Source organism: Pseudomonas fortuita (genome assembly GCF_026898135.2).
In the GTDB taxonomy this organism is placed as follows: domain Bacteria; phylum Pseudomonadota; class Gammaproteobacteria; order Pseudomonadales; family Pseudomonadaceae; genus Aquipseudomonas; species Aquipseudomonas fortuita.
Map to the genome: position 1 here is coordinate 3,513,946 of NZ_CP114035.2, position 17,371 is coordinate 3,531,316.

Annotated in this window: 12 protein-coding genes; 4 read left to right on the plus strand and 8 right to left on the minus strand. The window is 63.0% G+C overall.

What is annotated here, in order from left to right; genetic code table 11:
- Nucleotides 1-15 precede the first annotated feature (15 nt).
- The 8 genes from OZ911_RS16100 to OZ911_RS16135 all read right to left on the minus strand — a co-directional run bounded on the left by OZ911_RS16100 (nucleotide 16) and on the right by OZ911_RS16135 (nucleotide 14,000).
- Nucleotides 16-1,506 carry an efflux transporter outer membrane subunit gene (locus OZ911_RS16100; protein ID WP_016487450.1) on the minus strand — a complete coding sequence of 497 codons (1,491 nt, stop codon included), beginning with the start codon at nucleotides 1,504-1,506 and terminating at the stop codon, nucleotides 16-18.
- Nucleotides 1,503-4,610 (minus strand): efflux RND transporter permease subunit, encoded by a 3,108-nt coding sequence (locus OZ911_RS16105; RefSeq protein ID WP_023047930.1) that lies wholly within the window; start codon nucleotides 4,608-4,610, stop codon nucleotides 1,503-1,505. The genes OZ911_RS16100 and OZ911_RS16105 overlap by 4 nt, the downstream gene beginning before the upstream one ends.
- Nucleotides 4,607-7,705 carry an MdtB/MuxB family multidrug efflux RND transporter permease subunit gene (locus OZ911_RS16110; RefSeq protein WP_016487452.1) on the minus strand — a complete coding sequence of 1,033 codons (3,099 nt, stop codon included), beginning with the start codon at nucleotides 7,703-7,705 and terminating at the stop codon, nucleotides 4,607-4,609. The genes OZ911_RS16105 and OZ911_RS16110 overlap by 4 nt, the downstream gene beginning before the upstream one ends.
- Nucleotides 7,702-9,012, minus strand: a complete 1,311-nt coding sequence (locus tag OZ911_RS16115; RefSeq protein WP_023047931.1) for an MdtA/MuxA family multidrug efflux RND transporter periplasmic adaptor subunit — start codon at nucleotides 9,010-9,012, stop codon at nucleotides 7,702-7,704. Before OZ911_RS16115 ends, OZ911_RS16110 begins: the two co-directional genes overlap by 4 nt.
- A 341-nt stretch (nucleotides 9,013-9,353) precedes the next feature.
- Nucleotides 9,354-9,854, minus strand: a complete 501-nt coding sequence (gene tpx / locus OZ911_RS16120; RefSeq protein WP_016487454.1) for a thiol peroxidase — start codon at nucleotides 9,852-9,854, stop codon at nucleotides 9,354-9,356.
- A gap of 167 nt (nucleotides 9,855-10,021) precedes the next feature.
- Nucleotides 10,022-11,302 (minus strand): serine/threonine transporter, encoded by a 1,281-nt coding sequence (locus tag OZ911_RS16125; RefSeq protein WP_016487456.1) that lies wholly within the window; start codon nucleotides 11,300-11,302, stop codon nucleotides 10,022-10,024.
- Between the two features lie 242 nt (nucleotides 11,303-11,544).
- On the minus strand, nucleotides 11,545-12,741 hold the full coding sequence (locus OZ911_RS16130; RefSeq protein ID WP_016487457.1) for an amino acid aminotransferase: 1,197 nt from the start codon (nucleotides 12,739-12,741) through the stop codon (nucleotides 11,545-11,547).
- Nucleotides 12,742-12,974: 233 nt separating this feature from the next.
- The gene (locus OZ911_RS16135; RefSeq protein ID WP_023047932.1) at nucleotides 12,975-14,000 is read right to left on the minus strand and encodes an Ldh family oxidoreductase; all 1,026 of its coding nucleotides are present in this window, start codon (nucleotides 13,998-14,000) and stop codon (nucleotides 12,975-12,977) included.
- Nucleotides 14,001-14,143: 143 nt separating this feature from the next.
- Here OZ911_RS16135 and OZ911_RS16140 point away from each other — a divergent pair, with 143 nt between their 5' ends.
- The 4 genes from OZ911_RS16140 to OZ911_RS16155 all read left to right on the plus strand — a co-directional run bounded on the left by OZ911_RS16140 (nucleotide 14,144) and on the right by OZ911_RS16155 (nucleotide 17,362).
- Entirely contained in the window at nucleotides 14,144-15,016 is an 873-nt protein-coding gene (locus OZ911_RS16140; protein WP_016487459.1) for a MurR/RpiR family transcriptional regulator, read from the plus strand.
- A 22-nt stretch (nucleotides 15,017-15,038) separates the two neighbouring features.
- The gene (locus OZ911_RS16145; RefSeq protein WP_016487460.1) at nucleotides 15,039-15,791 is read left to right on the plus strand and encodes a transporter substrate-binding domain-containing protein; all 753 of its coding nucleotides are present in this window, start codon (nucleotides 15,039-15,041) and stop codon (nucleotides 15,789-15,791) included.
- A 144-nt stretch (nucleotides 15,792-15,935) separates the two neighbouring features.
- Nucleotides 15,936-16,655, plus strand: coding sequence for an ABC transporter permease (locus OZ911_RS16150; RefSeq protein ID WP_016487461.1), 720 nt, complete (start codon nucleotides 15,936-15,938; stop codon nucleotides 16,653-16,655).
- On the plus strand, nucleotides 16,652-17,362 hold the full coding sequence (locus OZ911_RS16155; RefSeq protein WP_016487462.1) for an ABC transporter permease: 711 nt from the start codon (nucleotides 16,652-16,654) through the stop codon (nucleotides 17,360-17,362). Before OZ911_RS16150 ends, OZ911_RS16155 begins: the two co-directional genes overlap by 4 nt.
- Nucleotides 17,363-17,371: the final 9 nt, after the last annotated feature.

Consider the following 17,371-nt stretch of genomic DNA (forward strand, 5'->3'; position numbering starts at 1 on the left):
GCCTGTACGTGCCGGTCAGTCCTGCTCGGCGAACGCCTGCTCGGCATCCCAGCCGCCACCCAATGCGGCCACTAATTGCACACTGGCCACCAGGCGCCCTTGCAGCAGGTTCAACACGCTGCGCTCGTTGCTCAGTGCCGTGGTCTGCACGTTGACTACGTCCAGGTAGCCGATCAACCCGGCGCGGTACTGGTTCTCGGTCAGGCGCAGCGACTCGCGTGCGGCATCCAGCGCCTCTTGACGCACCCCCGCTTCATCGCCGTACACCTTCAACTGCACCAGCAGGTTTTCCACTTCCTTGAAGCCGTCCAGCACCGTCTGACGATACTGGGCCACGGTCTGGTCATACACCGCCACCGTGCGGTCCACCTCGGCGCTGCGCTTGCCGGCGTCGAACAGGGTCAGCGCCAGCTGCGGGCCTACCGACCAGTACCGGTTGGGCAACTCGATCCAGTTGCTGAAACTGCTGCTGGAATAGCCACCACTCATGCTCAGGCTGAGGTCCGGGAAGTACGCCGCCCGCGAGACCCCGATATTGGCGTTGGCCGCCATTACGTTGCGTTCGGCAGCAGCGATGTCCGGGCGACGCTCCAGCAGTTGCGACGGCAGCGAAACCGGAATTTGCGGCAATGCCGGAATGGCCTTGCTGTCGGCCAGAGCGAAGTCGGCCGGGGTCTTGCCCAGCAGCACAGCGATGGCGTTCTCGAACTGCGCACGCTGCCAGATCAGGTCGATCAGGTCAGCCTGGGTGCTTTTGAGCTGGGTGCGGGCCTGGGCCACGGCATCCGGCCCGGAGACACCAGCCCGGTACTGGTTTTCGGTCATTCGAAGCGAGCGCTCATAGGCTGCCACGGTGGCTTCCAGCAAGCGTTTCTGCTCATCGATAACCCGCAATTGCAGGTAGTTCTGCACCAGCTCTGATTGCTGGCTCAAGCGGATCGAGGCGAGGTCGGCAAAGCTGGCTTCGGCACTGGCCTCGTTGGCATTCATGGTTTCGCGCAGCTTGCCCCACAGGTCGATTTCCCAGCTGACACCGAGCTGGGCGTTGTAGGTATTGCGAATACCACTGCTGTTGTTGGAAAGGCTGGAACTGGAGCTGCCGGTACCTTGGGCGGAGCGGTTTTTGCTTGCGCTCAGGTCCAGGCTTGGGAACAACGCTGCACGGCTGCTGCGCACCAGCGCCTGGGCCTGGCGGTATTGCGCTTCCGATTGCGCCACGGTCTGGTTGCTGCGGTTAAGCTCTTCAACCAGCGCATTGAGCCCTGCATCGCCGTAGATTTCCCACCAGGCGCCGCGGGCGATGGCATCGGACGGCGTGGCCTGGGTCCAGCCTTCGGCGTGTTTGAACTGCGCCGCCGTGCTGTTCAGCTCGGGGCGGTGGTAGTCCGGGCTCAAGGTACAGGCACTGAGCAAGGCCACGCACAGCCCGGCGCCTAGCAGGCGCGAGCCTCGCCCTTTGGTCAACGCTTGCAGCGCACGGTGAAGTGGGGTCTGGGCGAAAGTCATAGCGGGGTTTCCAGGGCGACGTCGGTGCGCACGCCGCGCCAACGGTTGAAACGGTGGCGCAGGCGGTCCAGGTACAAGTAGACCACCGGCGTCGTATAAAGGGTGAGGACCTGGCTGAAGACCAGGCCACCGATAATGGTCAGGCCCAGCGGCTGGCGCATTTCCGCGCCTTCCGCATGGCTCAGCAGCAGCGGCAAGGCGCCAAGGATGGCTGCAAGGGTGGTCATCAGAATCGGTCGCAGGCGCAGCAGGCAGGCCCGACGGATCGACTCTTCCGGCGACAGACCTTGGTGACGCTCCAGCTGCAAGGCCAGGTCGATCATCAAGATGGCGTTCTTCTTCACCACACCGATCAGCAGGAACAGCCCCAGCAGCGAGATCAGGCTGAATTCGCCACCGGTGACATACAGCGTCAGCAAGGCACCGACCCCTGCCGAAGGCAGTGTCGACAGAATGGTCAGCGGGTGGATGTAGCTTTCATAAAGAATGCCCAGCACCAGGTACACCAGCAGCAGTGCGCCAAGGATCATGAAGGGCTGGCCCTGCTGGGTCTTGGCAAAGGCATCGGCCGTACCACCAAGCTTGGCGATCACCTCTTCGGGCAGGCCGAGCTTGGCCACTGCACGCTCCACCGCCGCCATGGCCTGGTCGGGGCTGTAGCCCTCGGCGACGTCGAAGGCGATGTCTTCCGAGGCGAACTGGCCTTCGTGGCTGACCCGGTCATTGGCCAGGCTGTTCTCGTAACGGGCGATGGTCGACAGCGGCACGCGGGCGCCGTCCGCAGTAATCACCTGCACTTGCTCAAGGGTGCTCGGGTCCCAGGCGTATTTCGGGTTGATTTCCAGCACCACCTGGTACTGGTTGAGGCTGTCGTAGATGGTGGAAATCTGCCGCTGGCTGTAGGCGTTGTTCAGTACCGTGGTCACCATGTCCATGTCGATGCCCAGGCGCTTGGCCTGGTCACGGTCGACCACCAGCGTCACCTGCTGGGTACCGGAGCCGTCACGCGCGTCGATGGCGGTCAGCTCCGGCAGTGCACGCAGCGCCGCAACCACCTTGGGGAACCACTGGCGCAAAGCCGCCAGGTCGCCGCTTTGCAGGGTATACAGGTACTGTGACGAGGTCTGGTCACGCCCGCCGCCACCCAGCTGCAGGTCCTGGTCGGCCATCAGGAACAGCCGACCACCGGGCACTTTGGGCATTTCCTTGCGCAGCCGCTCGATCACCTTCTGCGCATCGATCTTGCGCTCGCTGATCGGCTTGAGGCGCACCAACACCATGGCATTGTTGGTACCGCTGTTGCCACCGATGAAACCGGCCACACTCTGCACTGCCGGGTCAGCCAGCAAGGCGCGGCGGTAGATTTCCATCTTCGGCTGCATCACGGTGAACGACAGGCCGTCGTCACCGCGGATAAAGCCCATCAGCTGGCCGGTGTCCTGCTGTGGCATCAGGGTCTTGGGTATTACCACGTACAGGGCGATGTTGATACCAATGGTCGCCAGCAGGCTGAGCAGGGTCAGGCGCTTGTGGCGCAAGACCCAACCCAGGCTCCGGTCGTAGGCGTTGACCATGCGCTGGTGGACGTTGTCGCTCCAGCGCTGCAGGCGGGTCTGCTCGGCCTGGTGTGGTTTGAGCCAGCGGGCGCACAGCATTGGCGTGAGGGTCAGCGATACCACCAGCGACACGATGATCGCCGCCGCCAGTGTGATCGAGAACTCCTGGAACAGGTTGCGCACGATGCCGCCCATGAACAGGATGGAGACGAACACCGCCACCAGCGACACGTTCATCGACAGCAAGGTGAAGCCCACTTCCTTGGCCCCCAGGAAGGCCGCCTTCATCGGCGGCTGGCCGTCCTCGATGTGCCGCGAGATGTTCTCCAGCACCACGATGGCGTCGTCCACCACCAGGCCAGTGGCGAGGATCAACGCCATCAGCGACAGGTTGTTGAGCGAGAACCCGCACAGGTACATGACCGCGAAAGTGCCCACCAGCGATACGGGCACTGCCAGGCTGGGTATCAGTGAGGCGCGCAAGCTGCCGAGGAACAGGTACACCACCAGGATCACCAGCACCACAGCGATCAGCAGGGTGTGTTCGGCTTCCTTCAGGGTGGCCTTGATCACCGGCGAGCGGTCCATCGCCACGTTCAGTTGCACACTGGCCGGCAGCAACGACTGCAGGGCGGGCAACTGCGCCTTGATCTGGTCGACCGTCTCGATGATGTTGGCACCGCTCTGGCGGTTGACCACCAGCAACACCGCACTCTGGTCATTGAAGAAACCGCTGTTGTAGCGGTTCTCCACGCCATCGGTAATGCTCGCCACGTCGGACAGGCGCAGGATGGTGCCGTTCTGCTGGCGGATCACCACCGGCTCGTAATCTTTGGCGCTTTCCAGCTGGTCGTTGGCCCTCACCTGCCAGTTGCGCTCGGCATCCTCGACAAAGCCCATGGGCCGACGCTGGTTGGCGTTGGCCACGGCCGTGCGCACATCGTCCAGTGACACACCGTACTGGTTGAGCAATTGCGGCTCGACGGCAATGCGCACCGCCGGCAGCGAACTGCCGCCGATCTGCACCTCCCCTACCCCCGATACCTGGGCCAGGCTCTGCGACAGGATGGTGTCGGCCAGGTCGTACAGCTGGCCTTTCTGCAGCACGTCCGACGTCAGCGACAGCACCATGATCGGTGCTTGCGACGGGTTGATCTTCTTGTAGGTGGGCATGCTGCGCATGCCGCTGGGCAACAGGTTGCGGGTGGCGTTGATCGCTGCCTGCACCTCGCGCGCCGCGCCGTCGATGTCGCGGCCCATCTCGAAACCGATGATGACCCGCGTGGAGCCCTGGTTGGAGCTGCTGGTCAAGGTGGTCACGCCGGCGATGCTGCCCAGCTTGCGCTCCAGTGGCGTGGCCACGGTGGAGGCCATGACCTCCGGGCTGGCCCCGGACAAATTGGCCGACACCACGATTACCGGGAAGTCCATCTGCGGCAGCGGTGACACAGGCAACAGGCCGAAGCTGACCCCGCCCAGCAGCATGATCGCCAGGCTCAGCAGCATGGTCGCTACCGGGCGACGGATGAAAGGACCGGACAGGTTCATGCCTCGGCCTGCTTCACGTCTGTGCCCGGGCGCCAGCGGCGGGCCAGGCGGTCGAAATACAGGTAGATGACCGGGGTGGTGAACAGCGTCAGCACCTGGCTGACCAGCAACCCGCCGACCATGACCAGGCCCAGCGGCTGGCGCAGCTCGGCGCCGGAACCAGTGGCGAGCATCAGCGGCACCGCACCGAACAGCGCGGCCAGGGTGGTCATCAGGATCGGCCGGAAGCGCAGCAGCGCCGCCTGGTAAATCGCATCGCGCGGGCTCATGCCCTGGTGGCGCTCGGCCTCAAGGGCAAAGTCGATCATCATGATCGCGTTCTTCTTGACAATGCCGATGAGCAGAATGATGCCGATGATGGCGATCATGCCCAGGTCGTTGCCGCTGATGAGCAAGGCCAGCAAGGCCCCCACCGCCGCCGACGGCAGGGTCGAGAGGATGGTCACCGGGTGGATGTAGCTTTCGTACAGCACGCCCAGCACGATGTACATGGTCACCACCGCCGCCAGAATCAGCAGCAAGGTGCTCGACAGCGACGCCTGGAAGGCCTCCGCAGCCCCCTGGAAGCGGGTTTGCACCCCCAGCGGCATGCCGATGTCCTTCTGCACCTGCTCGATCACCTGCACGGCTTCACCTAGCGAGGCGCCATGGGCCAGGTTGAACGACAGGGTCACTGCAGGGAACTGGCCAATGTGGGAAATGGCCAGCTGGGCCTGACGCTGCTCGATGCGCGCCAGCGCCGACAGCCGCACCTGGCCGCCATCGGTAGCCTTGACGTGGATCGACTCCAGCGCCTGCGGGCCGATCACTGAAGCGTCCTTCGACTGCAGCACCACGCGGTACTGGCTGGCTTGGGTGTAGATGGTAGAAATCTGCCGCTGGCCGAAGGCGTCGTACAGGGCATTGGTGATCTGCGACACGCTGATGCCCAAGCGGCTGGCCATATCGCGGTCAATCACCAGGTACACCTGCAGGCCCTTGTCCTGGAGGTCACTGGCGACGTCGGCCAGCTCCGCGCGTTGCTGCAGCGCCTGCACCAGCTTGCCGCTCCATTGCGCCAGCAGGTCGGCGTCCGGCGATGACAGGCTGAACTGGTACTGGGTTCGGCTGACCCGGTCCTCGATGCTCAGGTCCTGCACCGGCTGCATGAACAGGCGGATGCCCACCAGCCGGTCAAGTTGCGGCTGCAGGCGGCTGATCACTTCGCTGGCGGTGGCGTCGCGCTCGCCGTGAGGCTTGAGGTTGATCAGCAGGCGGCCGCTGTTGAGGGTGGCGTTGTCGCCATCGACGCCGATGTAGGACGACAGGCTTTGCACGGCAGGGTCCTGCAGGATCACCTTGCTCAGGGCCTGCTGACGCTCGCTCATGGCGGCGAACGAGGTAGACTGCGGTGCTTCGGAGATACCCTGGATCACGCCGGTGTCCTGCACCGGGAAGAAGCCCTTCGGCACTACCATGTACAGGAACACGGTCAGCACCAGGCTGGCCACCGCCACCAACAAGGTCAGCGGCTGGTGCTTGAGTACCCACTGCAGGGCGTTGCCGTAGTGTTTGATCAGCCAGTCGATCCAGGCGCCGCTGGCGCGGTAGAAGCGGCCTTGTTCCTCTTCCTTGGGCTCACGCTTGAGCAAGCGCGCGCACATCATGGGCGTCAGGGTCAGCGACACCACCAGGGAAATCAGGATGGCCACTGCCAGGGTGATGGCGAACTCGCGGAACAGGCGGCCGACCACGTCAGCCATGAACAGCAGCGGGATCAGTACCGCAATCAGTGAGAAGGTGAGCGAGATCAGGGTAAAGCCGATCTGCCGGGCGCCCTTGAGCGCCGCCTGCATGGGCGTCTCGCCCTCCTCGATGTGCCGGGAGATGTTCTCCAGCATGACAATGGCATCGTCGACCACAAAGCCGGTGGCAATGGTCAGGGCCATCAGCGTCAGGTTGTTCACCGAGAAACCGGCCAGGTACATCACGCCGAAGGTGCCGATCAGTGACAGTGGCACGGCAATCGACGGAATAAGGGTAGCGCTGAAACGGCGCAGGAAGACGAAGGTAACCATTACCACCAGGACAATGGCAATCAGCAGTTCATGCTGTACGTCCTTGACCGCGGCGCGGATGGTCTGGGTGCGGTCAGTCAGCACCGACACATCGAGGCCGGCCGGCAGGTTGTCGGTGATCGACGGCAACAGTTCCTTGATACGGTCGACCACTTCAATGACGTTGGCGCCAGGCTGGCGCTGGATGTTCAGCAGCACCGCATGGTTTTCGTTGGCCCAGGCGGCCAGCCGCTCGTTTTCGGCGCCATCGACAATTTCCGCCACATCCTTCAGACGCAGTGGGGCACCGTTGTTGTAAGCCAGGATCAGGTTGGCGTATTCCTCGGGGGAACGCAGCTGGTCATTGGCATCGAGCATCGACACCCGGGTGGGGCCATCGAAATTGCCCTTGGGCTGGTTCACGTTCGAGGCGCCGATCAGCGTGCGCACGTCATCCAGGTTCAGGCCGTTGGCCGCCAGGGCGTCCACGTTGACCTTGATGCGTACCGCCTGACGCTGGCCGCCGGCAATGCTGACCATGCCTACGCCGCTGATCTGTGCAAGCTTTTGTGCCACGCGCGTATCGACCAGGTCATTGAGCTTGGGCAGCGGCATGGTCTTGGACGAAATGGCCAAGGTCAGCACCGGGGTGTCAGCCGGGTTGACCTTGTTGTACACCGGCGGCGCAGGCAGGTCGCTGGGCAGCAGATTACTGGCAGCGTTGATCGCAGCCTGCACCTGCTGCTCGGCAACGTCCATGTTCATGTCGAGGTTGAAGCGCAGGGTAAGCACCGATGCACCACCGGAACTGGTCGAAGCCATTTGCTCCAGGCCAGGCATCTGGCCGAACTGGCGCTCCAGGGGTGCGGTGACGGCGCTGGTCATGACCTGCGGACTGGCGCCGGGGTACAGGGTCATGACGCGGATGGTCGGGTAATCCACCTGCGGCAAAGCGGAGACCGGCAGCAGCTTGTAGGCGATCAGGCCGGCCAGGACAATGGCCAGCATGCTCAGCGTGGTGGCGACCGGCCGCAGGATGAACAGACGCGAGAGGTTCATGCGCCCGCCTTGCCTGCTGCTTTGCCTGGCTGTGCTTCACCGGTGTGCGCCGCGCCCTTGGTGTCCTGCCCTTGGAGATGCTGGCCCGGGGTGGTCGGCACTTGCGAGCTGTCTTCGACCACTTCCACTTTGGTGCCTTCACGCAGGCGGTCGGTGCCTTCCAGCACCAGACGGTCGCCGGCCTTCAGGCCTTCGAGGATGACGCTGTTCTCGCCATCGCTGGCGCCGACCTTGAGCTTGCGAACATTCACAGTGTTTTCGGCGTTGACCACATAGGCAAACGTGCCGTCATTGCCAAACTGGATGGCCGCTGCCGGGGCCAACACCACCTGCTTGAGGGTATCGGCCAGCAGGCGCACGTTGACGAACTGATTGGGGAACAGGGCCAGGTCCTTGTTCTCGAAGCGCCCCTTGAACTTGAGGGTACCGGTGGTGGTGTCGATCTGGTTGTCGATACTGCCCAGCACGCCGGTGGACTGCAACTTGCTGTCACTGCGGTCCCAGGCCTCGACCGGCAGGCTGGCGCCGCTGCGGTAGCGTTCCAGCACGGTGCTCAGCTCGGTCTCCGGCAGGGTGAAGGCGACATTGATCGGCTCGGTCTGGGTAATCACCACCAATGCAGTGGTGTCGTTGGCCGCAACCAGATTGCCCAGGTCGAGCTGGCGCAGGCCCACGCGGCCGTTGATCGGGGCACGGATCTGGGTGAAGTCGAGGTTCAGGCGAGCGTCGTTGACCTGTGCCTGGTTGGTCTTGACCAGCCCCTGGAACTGCGCCACCTGCGCTTCGGCGGTGTCGAGGGTTTGCTTGGCAATACTGTCTTCGGCGTACAGGCCTTTGTAGCGGGCTACATCCACCTGGGCGTTTTTCAGCTGCGCCTGGTTTTGCGCCAGCGTACCTTCGGCCTGCTGCAGGGCGATGCGGTACGAGCGCGGGTCGATTTCGGCGAGCAGGTCGCCGGCCTTGACCTGCTGGCCTTCCTTGAAGTGGATCTTCACCAGTTCGCCAGCCACGCGGCTGCGCACATTCACCGTATTGGTGGCGGTGACGGTGCCCAGGGCTTTGTAATACAGGGGGAAGTCGCCTACGCGTACCGGTTCGACGCGTACCGGCACCGCTTCGCTGGAGCCGCCGAACCCTGGGCGGCCACCCATCATGCCCATGCCCTTGCCACCGCGCCCGCCGCCGCCGGCTTCTTTATGCGCAGGCGTTGCTGCAGGCCACAGCCACCAGGCCAGTGCAGCCACCAGCAGCAGGATCAGCAGGCCGACGAGCCAGCGACGGGGGGAACGGGAATTGGACACTTGCATGGGTTGAACGAACCTTGTTCGGAATGGCGGCTTGGGGAGGATGAACGATAAGCAATGGTATCGTTTTAGCAAAGGGCCTTTACCAGAGGTTTACCTTTGGCTGACGTTGCCAAGACGCTGAACTTTAAATGAAAACGGCCCGGAAAGCGTTCCGGGCCGTTACAGGGTGTTGCTTGGAGGAGTGGCGGGCTGAAAGGTTTCGGTTGCCTGGACTGGCCCTTTCGCGGGTGAACCCGCTCCCACAGGTACCGCACAGATTTCAAAAGCTGTGCTTTACCTGTGGGAGCGGGTTCACCCGCGAAGAGGCCACCACAGGACTCAGCCGCCCTGCCCCGCAACCCTTACTTCAGTACTGCCAGCGCTGCATCGTAGTTCGGCTCGTCAGCGATTTCGCCAACCAGTTCGCTGTGCAGCACGTTGTCGTTTTCATCCAGCACCACCACGGCGCGGGCAGCCAGGCCGGCCAGCGGGCCGTCGGCAATGGCGACGCCGTAGTTCTCGAGGAACTCGCGGCCACGCAGGGTCGACAGGTTCTTAACATTTTCCAGGCCTTCGGCACCGCAGAAACGCGCCTGGGCGAACGGCAGGTCGGCGGAGATGCACAGCACCACGGTGTTGGCCACATCATTGGCCTGAGCGTTGAACTTGCGCACGGAGGTGGCGCAGGTTGGGGTGTCGACGCTCGGGAAGATGTTCAGCACTTTGCGCTTGCCGGCGTAGTCCTTCAGCGACTTGTCAGCCAGGCCTTCACCGACCAGGGAGAATGCCGGAGCCTGGGCGCCGATTTTCGGCAGTTCGCCGTTGACTTGAACCGGGCCGCCTTTGAGAGTCACTTGAGCCATGACGAAATCCTTATGCTGGGTTTGAAAAGGACAGTGAGTTAAGCATGAAGGCGGCCGGGTGCCTATGGGGGCAGATGAAATTGTTCTATTGCCGGACAATTTTTGTGGACAAAAAAATGCCCAGGTTGCGACAAGCGACCTGGGCATTCTTCATCTAAAGCAGCGAATCAGCCCAGCAGGCCGTATACCACCGAGGTCAGCGCAACCAGGCCGACCACTACAACGAACACGTTGGAGGCTGCACCGCTGTATTTGCGCATCGACGGTACACGGCGGATGGCGTACATCGGCATCAGGAACAGCAGCACCGCGAGGATCGGGCCGCCGAGCGATTCGATCATGCCGAGGATGCTCGGGTTGAGGGTGGCAACGATCCAGCACACCACCAGCATCAACGCGGCCACTACGCGGTCCAGTGCCTTGGCGCCCGGGCGCGCGCCGGTCTTGGTGATAATGCCCTTCAGGCCCTCGCTGGCACCGATGTAATGGCCCAGGAACGACTTGGCGATGGCCACGAAGGCGATCAGCGGCGCAGCGAACGCGATGGTCGGGTTGCTGAAGTGGTTGGCCAGGTACGACAGAATCGACAGGTTCTGTGCCTTGGCTTCGGCCAGCTGGGCGCTGCTCAGGGTGAGCACGCAACTGAACACGAAGAACAGCACCATCACCACCATCAGCAGGTGGGCACGGCGCAGGATCTGGCCGCTACGCTCGTCGGCATGCTCGCCGTAGCGGCGCTTCTGGTCGACCGCGAAGGCCGAAATGATCGGCGAGTGGTTGAACGAGAACACCATTACCGGAATGGCCAGCCACAGGGTGTGCAGGAAGGCCGAGGCCGGCGGCACCTGGGTGGCGCTGTCGAGGATGCCACCGGTCCAGTGCGGCACCAGGTACAGGCCCAGCAGCGCCAGGGCGACGATGAACGGGTACACCAGCAGGCTCATGACCTTGACCGTGGCCTGCTCGCCACAGCGCACGATGGCCAACAGGCCGAGGATCAGCACAAACGACAGGATGGCCCGCGGTGGCGGCGCCATGTGCAGCTGGTGCTCCATGAAGCTGGACACGGTGTTGGTCAGCGCCACGCTGTAGATAAGCAGGATGGGGAAGATCGCAAAGAAGTACAGCACGGTGATCGCGGCACCGGCGTTGCTGCCGAAGTGCTCTTTGACCACTTCGGTGATGTCGCCACCATTGCGCCCGGAGAGCACGAAGCGGGTCAACCCGCGGTGGGCGAAGTAGGTCATTGGGAAGGCCAGTACAGCCAGGATCAGCAGCGGCCAGAAACCGCCAAGGCCGGCGTTGATCGGCAGGAACAGGGTTCCGGCGCCAATGGCTGTGCCGAACAGGCCCAGCATCCAGGTGGTGTCGTGACGCGCCCAGCTGCCGAGGGTGGCGGGGGTCGATTCTACAAAGCGTTGTTCAACGCTTGGGGCCTGCTCATTCATTCCGGGTGAAGCTCCACTCGCAAGACTGTAACAGGCTGAGAATGGCGAAACAGTGCCTTCGCCCAACTCAACCGGAAAAGAGGGGCGCGATTGTGCACCGAAAGGTTGCACTTGCGAAGCCCTTTTCCGAGGGGCGGTTGCACTTGTCTTTACAAGCAGGCTACACCGGTGGGTAAAGAAGATAATTGTGGGAGCGGCAAGGCCGCTCCCACAGGCAGGGCCGCGCAGGGCCCCTTGAGCGATTACTTCTGAACAGCAGCGAACGCTTCGGCAACCCGTTGCAGGTTGGCCGGGCGCAAGCCGGACATGCACACACGGCCGCTGTCGATCAGGTACACGCCGAACTCGTCACGCAGGCGCCGCACTTGCTCGACGCTGAAGCCGGTGTAGCTGAACATGCCACGCTGGCGAAGGAAGAACTGGAAGTCCTGGCCTGGCAGCAACACGGCCAGGGCATCGACCAGCGCCTGACGCATGTCGAGGATACGCTTGCGCATCACTTCGACTTCATCGGCCCACTGGGCATTGAGCGCTGCATCGCTCAATACGCCTGCCACCAGCTGGGCGCCAAAATTGGGCGGGCTGGAGTAGTTGCGGCGCACGGTTGCCTTGAGCTGCCCAAGCACGCTTTGGGCCGTGGCGTCGTCGTCGCAGACCACCGACAGGCCACCTACCCGCTCGCCGTACAGCGAGAAGATTTTCGAGAACGAGTTGCTGACCAGGCACGGCACGCCGGCGCGGGCCATTTCACGGATGGCGTAGGCGTCTTCCACCAGGCCTTCGGCAAAGCCCTGGTAGGCAATGTCGAGGAACGGGATCAGCTGGCGTGCCTTGACCACTTCGACCACGTGTTGCCACTGGTTTTGCGTAAGGTCGGCACCGGTGGGGTTGTGGCAGCAAGGGTGCAGCAATACCACGCTGTTGGCCGGCAGGGTCTGCAGGGTGGCCAGCATGCCGTCGAAGTCCACGCCACGGGAGGCCTGGTCGAAGTACGGGTAGGTGTGCACCTTGAAGCCGGCGCCTTCGAAGATGGCGCGGTGGTTGTCCCAGGTCGGGTTGCTGACCCAGACTTCGGACTGCGGGAAGTAGCGCTTGAGGAAGTCGGCACCGACTTTCAGGGCGCCGGAGCCACCCACAGTCTGTACGGTGGCCACGCGACCGCCGGTCACGGCCGGGTGATCGGCACCGAACAACAACGCCTGAATAGCCTGGCGGTAGCTGGCCAGGCCTTCCATTGGCAAGTAAAGGGACGCTTCATGGTCCTGGCCAGCAATGCGTTTTTCCACCGCATCCACAGCCGCCAGTTGCGGCACCACGCCGGCCTCATCGTAGTACAGGCCGATACTCAGGTTGACCTTGTCGGCGCGCGGGTCGGCCTTGAAGGTTTCCATCAGCGAGAGGATCGGGTCGCCGGCATAGGCATCGACATGTTTGAACACAGCGTGCAGCTCCTTGAATCAGGACAGTTCGAAAAGGCAGACCTGAGCATACCCGGAGTGTGTGCTCAGGAACATCCACTATTGTGCAAGGTTGTCTATGCAACATTGCATGGCAGGAGATTGGCGCTGACAGTGATGCCCTCATCGCCGGCAGGCCAGCGCCCACCGGTACACCACAGGCCTTGAGGTGGGTGATGTACCGGTGGGCGCTGGCTTGCCGGCGATAGGCCGGGTCAGGCAAGCAGCGCCTTCAGGCCCTGCAACTCCTGCTCGGTTACCGCCACCCCCTCCTCCTCGGCCACCTCGCGCTCACGATAGCGCCGCTCACCCGGCATGCGCGTCAGGCCCACCGCCTGCATCTGCTGCACCAGTTCGCGACTGCGCTGGGCAAAGCGCTCGCCCTCGCTCTTGCTAGGGTCGATGACGATGATCAGTTGCCCGGTCCAGGGTGTTTTCGCCCCCGGGTGCTCCGACCAGTCGAATTCCCAGGAGAAATTCCCCCCGGTCAGCGCCGCCGCCAGCAACTCGACCATCATCGACAGCGCCGAGCCCTTGTGCCCGCCAAACGGCAGCAACGCGCCGCCCTCCAGAACCGCCTTGGGCTCGGTGGTCGGTTCGCCATTGGCATCCACCCCCATGCCTTCGGGCAGTTGCTGGCCGGCACGCGCGGCAATCTGCACGTCGCCGTGGGCCATGGCGCTGGTGGCCATGTCGAAGACGATAGGGTCGTGTTCGGCACAAGGCGCTGCAAAAGCGATGGGGTTGGTACCAAACAGTGGCTTGCGCGCGCCATGCGGCACTACGCAGGTCATGCTGTTGACCACGCTCAGGGCCACCAGGCCCTCTTCGGCGAACGGTTCTACATCCGGCCACAACGCGGCAAAGTGGTGCGAATTGTGGATCGCCAGCACCGCAATGCCAGCGTTGCGCGCCTTGGCCACCAGTAGCTCACGGGCTGCCGCCAGTGCCGGCTGGGCAAAACCGCCAGCAGCATCGACACGCACGTAGCCGGCGGCCACGTCGCTGACCTTTGGGGTGGCATTGCCATCGACCCAACCACTGGTCAGGGTCGAAACATAGCCGGGGATGCGGAACACCCCATGGCTATGGGCGCCATCACGCTGGGCGCTGGCGCAGTTGTGGGCCAGCACCCGGGCCACGGCCTCGCTGCACCCATGGCGCTGGAAGATGGCCTGCAACAGGCTCTGGAGCTCGGTAAAAGGCACGCGCACGACGGTGCTGGTGGAAGGTGCGGACATCTGAAGCTCCTTGTTGGTATTGGAATGGCTACAGCGTTGCAACGACAAAAACTTTCCTGCATGTGACAGCAATCTGTCAAATGTTGACTTGATGACAGAAAACATTCATTTTCTTCCCAAGCCTTACCCCCTGGAGCCGCAGCATGAGCCAACCGATCAAGCAACGCCTGGAAAACAGCCTCGAAGGGGCCGCTGCCTCGGGTCGCAAGATCGCCACCTACATGCTTGCCAACCTGCACGAACTGCCTTTCCAGACCTCGGCCAGCATCGCCGCCAAGCTGCAGGTAAGCGAATCCAGCGTCGGGCGCTTCTGCCGCTCACTGGGTTATGCCCACCTCAAGGCACTTAAGCAAGACCTGCAGAACGACCTGGGCGATGGCCCATGGCTGGTGGGCGACCGATTGCAGGATTACCGCCAGAACCAGGACGCTGGTGACAACGCCGGCAGCCTGGAGCTGGAAATCGCGGCCTTGATGCGCGTCCACGAGTACCGCCAGAGCCCGACCTGGCACAGCGTAGCGCAACGCCTGGCGAGCAAGCCGCGGGTGTTCATCGCCGGCTTCCAGACCGAGCGCGGCATCGCCATGTGCATGAGCCACCTGCTGCAGTACCTGCGCGATGGGGTGCAACTGGTCGATCTCAGTGCCGGGCACTTCGGTGACGTGCTGCTGGGCCGCGCCGAAGACAGCGCTTTGGTGGTGTTCGAGGCGCGCCGTTACTCCCGTCACGCCCTGCTGCTGTGCCAAAAGGCACGTGAGGCAGGCATTACGGTCACCCTGGTGACCGACACCTTCTGCGACTGGGCTGATGCCAACGCCGACGAGGTGTTCCGCATCCCCACCGAGTTCAATCTGTTCTGGGAATCCACCTCGACGATGTTGTCGTGGGTGCACCTGATGGTCAACGAGGTCTGCAAGAAGCTCGGGCCTGATGTTGAAAAACGCTTGGAAGCGACTGCCGCTCTACATAACGAGTTCGTCGGCTACACCTCGTGGCCGACGGGAAAACAACAATAGCAAGAGTGCAATGAGGTGCGAGATGAACAAGACCATGGCCTTGGTGGGAGCGTGTGCCCTGCTGCTGACGGGCGCCGCCAGTGCCGAAACCCTGCGCTTCGCCACCGAGGGTGCCTACCCGCCCTTCAACTATGTAGACGCCGATAACAAGCTGCATGGCTTCGATATCGACATCACCCATGCCCTGTGCGAACAGATGAAAGTCGAGTGCACGCTGGTGGCCCAGGACTGGGAAGGCATCATCCCCGCCCTGATGGCGCGCAAGTACGACGCCATCGTCGCATCGATGATCAACACCGAAGAGCGGCGCAAGAAAATTGCTTTCACCGACCACTACTACCGCACCCCGCTGACCGTGGCGGTAGCCAAGGACAGCAAGATCGACAGCGCACAGACCGACTTTGTCGGCTACACCGTCGGGGCTCAGTCGTCGTCCACCCAGGCTATCTACGCCGAAGACGTGTATGGCAAGGCCGGGGCCGATGTGAAGCTGTACCCGACCATGGACGAAGCCAACGCCGACCTGGCCGCCGGGCGCCTGGACGGGGTGATTGCCGATAAATTCCCGCTGCACGAGTGGATGAACAAGAACGGCGGGGACTGCTGCAAGATCCTCGGCGACGTGGCCGATACCAAGGCCGACGCCGCCATTGCCGTGCGCAAGGATGACGAAGCCCTGCGCCAGCGCCTGAACACCGCGCTGCAACAGATCGTGGCCAACGGCACATACCAGAAGATCGCCAGCAAGTACTTTGCTTTCGATATCTACAACTGATCCTAGAGCCCGTCTCGCCTGATCCGGCCCTATCGCCGGCAAGCCAGCTCCCACAGGACGCACAAGGCCTGACAGATGTGCAGTCTCTTGTGAAAGCTGGCTTGGCGGCGATGAGGCCGGTGAGGTCAACACAAGGTGTTCGTCATGCTCGATCAATTGTCGTTGCTGTCCTTCGCCAGCGGAGGCTGGGGCCAGGCGTTGCTGGCCGGCGCCCTGGTGACTGTTTCACTGGCACTGGCCTGCCTGCCCATCGGTCTGCCGCTGGGCCTGCTGGTAGCGCTGGCGGCGCGTTCGCGCAAGCGCCTGCCACGGGCCTGGGCCACCACCTTCTCTACGGTGTTCCGCGGCCTGCCCGAACTGCTGACACTGCTGATCATCTATTACGGCTGCCAGATCGCCGCGCAGAAAATCCTCGCGGCCATGGGCTATCAGGGTGAATTCCTGATCAACACCTTCCTCGCCGCGATGATCGCCTTCAGCCTGGTGTTCGCCGCGTTCTCAAGCGAGATCTGGCTGGCCGCCTTCAAGACCCTGCCCAAGGGCCAGCTGGAGGCCTGCTCGGCATTGGGCCTGAGCAAGCGCACCGCTTTTTTCAAGGTGTTGCTGCCACAACTTACCCGCATCGCCCTGCCCGGCCTGTCGAACAACTGGCTGTCGCTGCTCAAGGACACCTCGCTGGTGTCGACCATCTCACTGGTCGACCTGATGCGTCAGACCAACCTGGCCGTCAGCGTGACCAAGGAGCCAATGTTCTTCTATGGCGTCGCCTGCCTGGGTTACCTGCTGTTCGCAGCGCTTTCCGGGCGCGTCTTCGCTTTCATCGAACGGCGCAGTAACCGCCACCTGCAAGGAGCACGGGCATGAGCTTCGAACAACTGTTGGCACTGGTGCTCGACCCCGACCTGCTGGAACGCTATGGGCCACGCTTTCTTGATGGCCTGCTGGTCACCGCCAAACTGGTAGCCATTTCCTTCAGCCTGGGCGCCGTCCTCGGGCTGTTACTGGCCCTGGCACGCATGTCGCGCAGCCTGCTGCTGCAACGCATGGCCGCCGGCTATGTGTACTTCTTCCGCGGCTCGCCGCTGCTGGCCCAGCTGTTTCTGCTGTATTACGGCCTGGGTTCGCTCAAGGGCTTCTGGCAGGACGTCGGCCTGTGGTGGTTTTTCCGCGAGGCGTGGTTCTGCACTTTGCTGGCCTTCACCCTGAACACCGCCGCCTACCAGGCGGAGATCTTCCGCGGCAGCCTGATGGCCGTCGCGCCGGGGCAGCATGAAGCGGCGCGGGCGCTGAACCTGAAGCGTTCTACCACCTTTTTCAAGGTGATTCTGCCGCAGTCGTTGCTGGTGGCCATCGGCCCGCTGGGCAACGAACTGATCCTGATGATCAAGGCCAGCGCGATTGCCTCGCTGGTGACCATCTACGACCTGATGGGCGTGACCAAACTGGCCTTCTCGCGCAGTTTCGACTTCCAGATCTACCTATGGGCCGCCGTGCTCTACCTGGTGATCGTCGAACTGGTGCGGCGCCTGCTGAAACACCTGGAAGGCCGACTGGGCCGCCACCTGAACTGACCGAAGGAT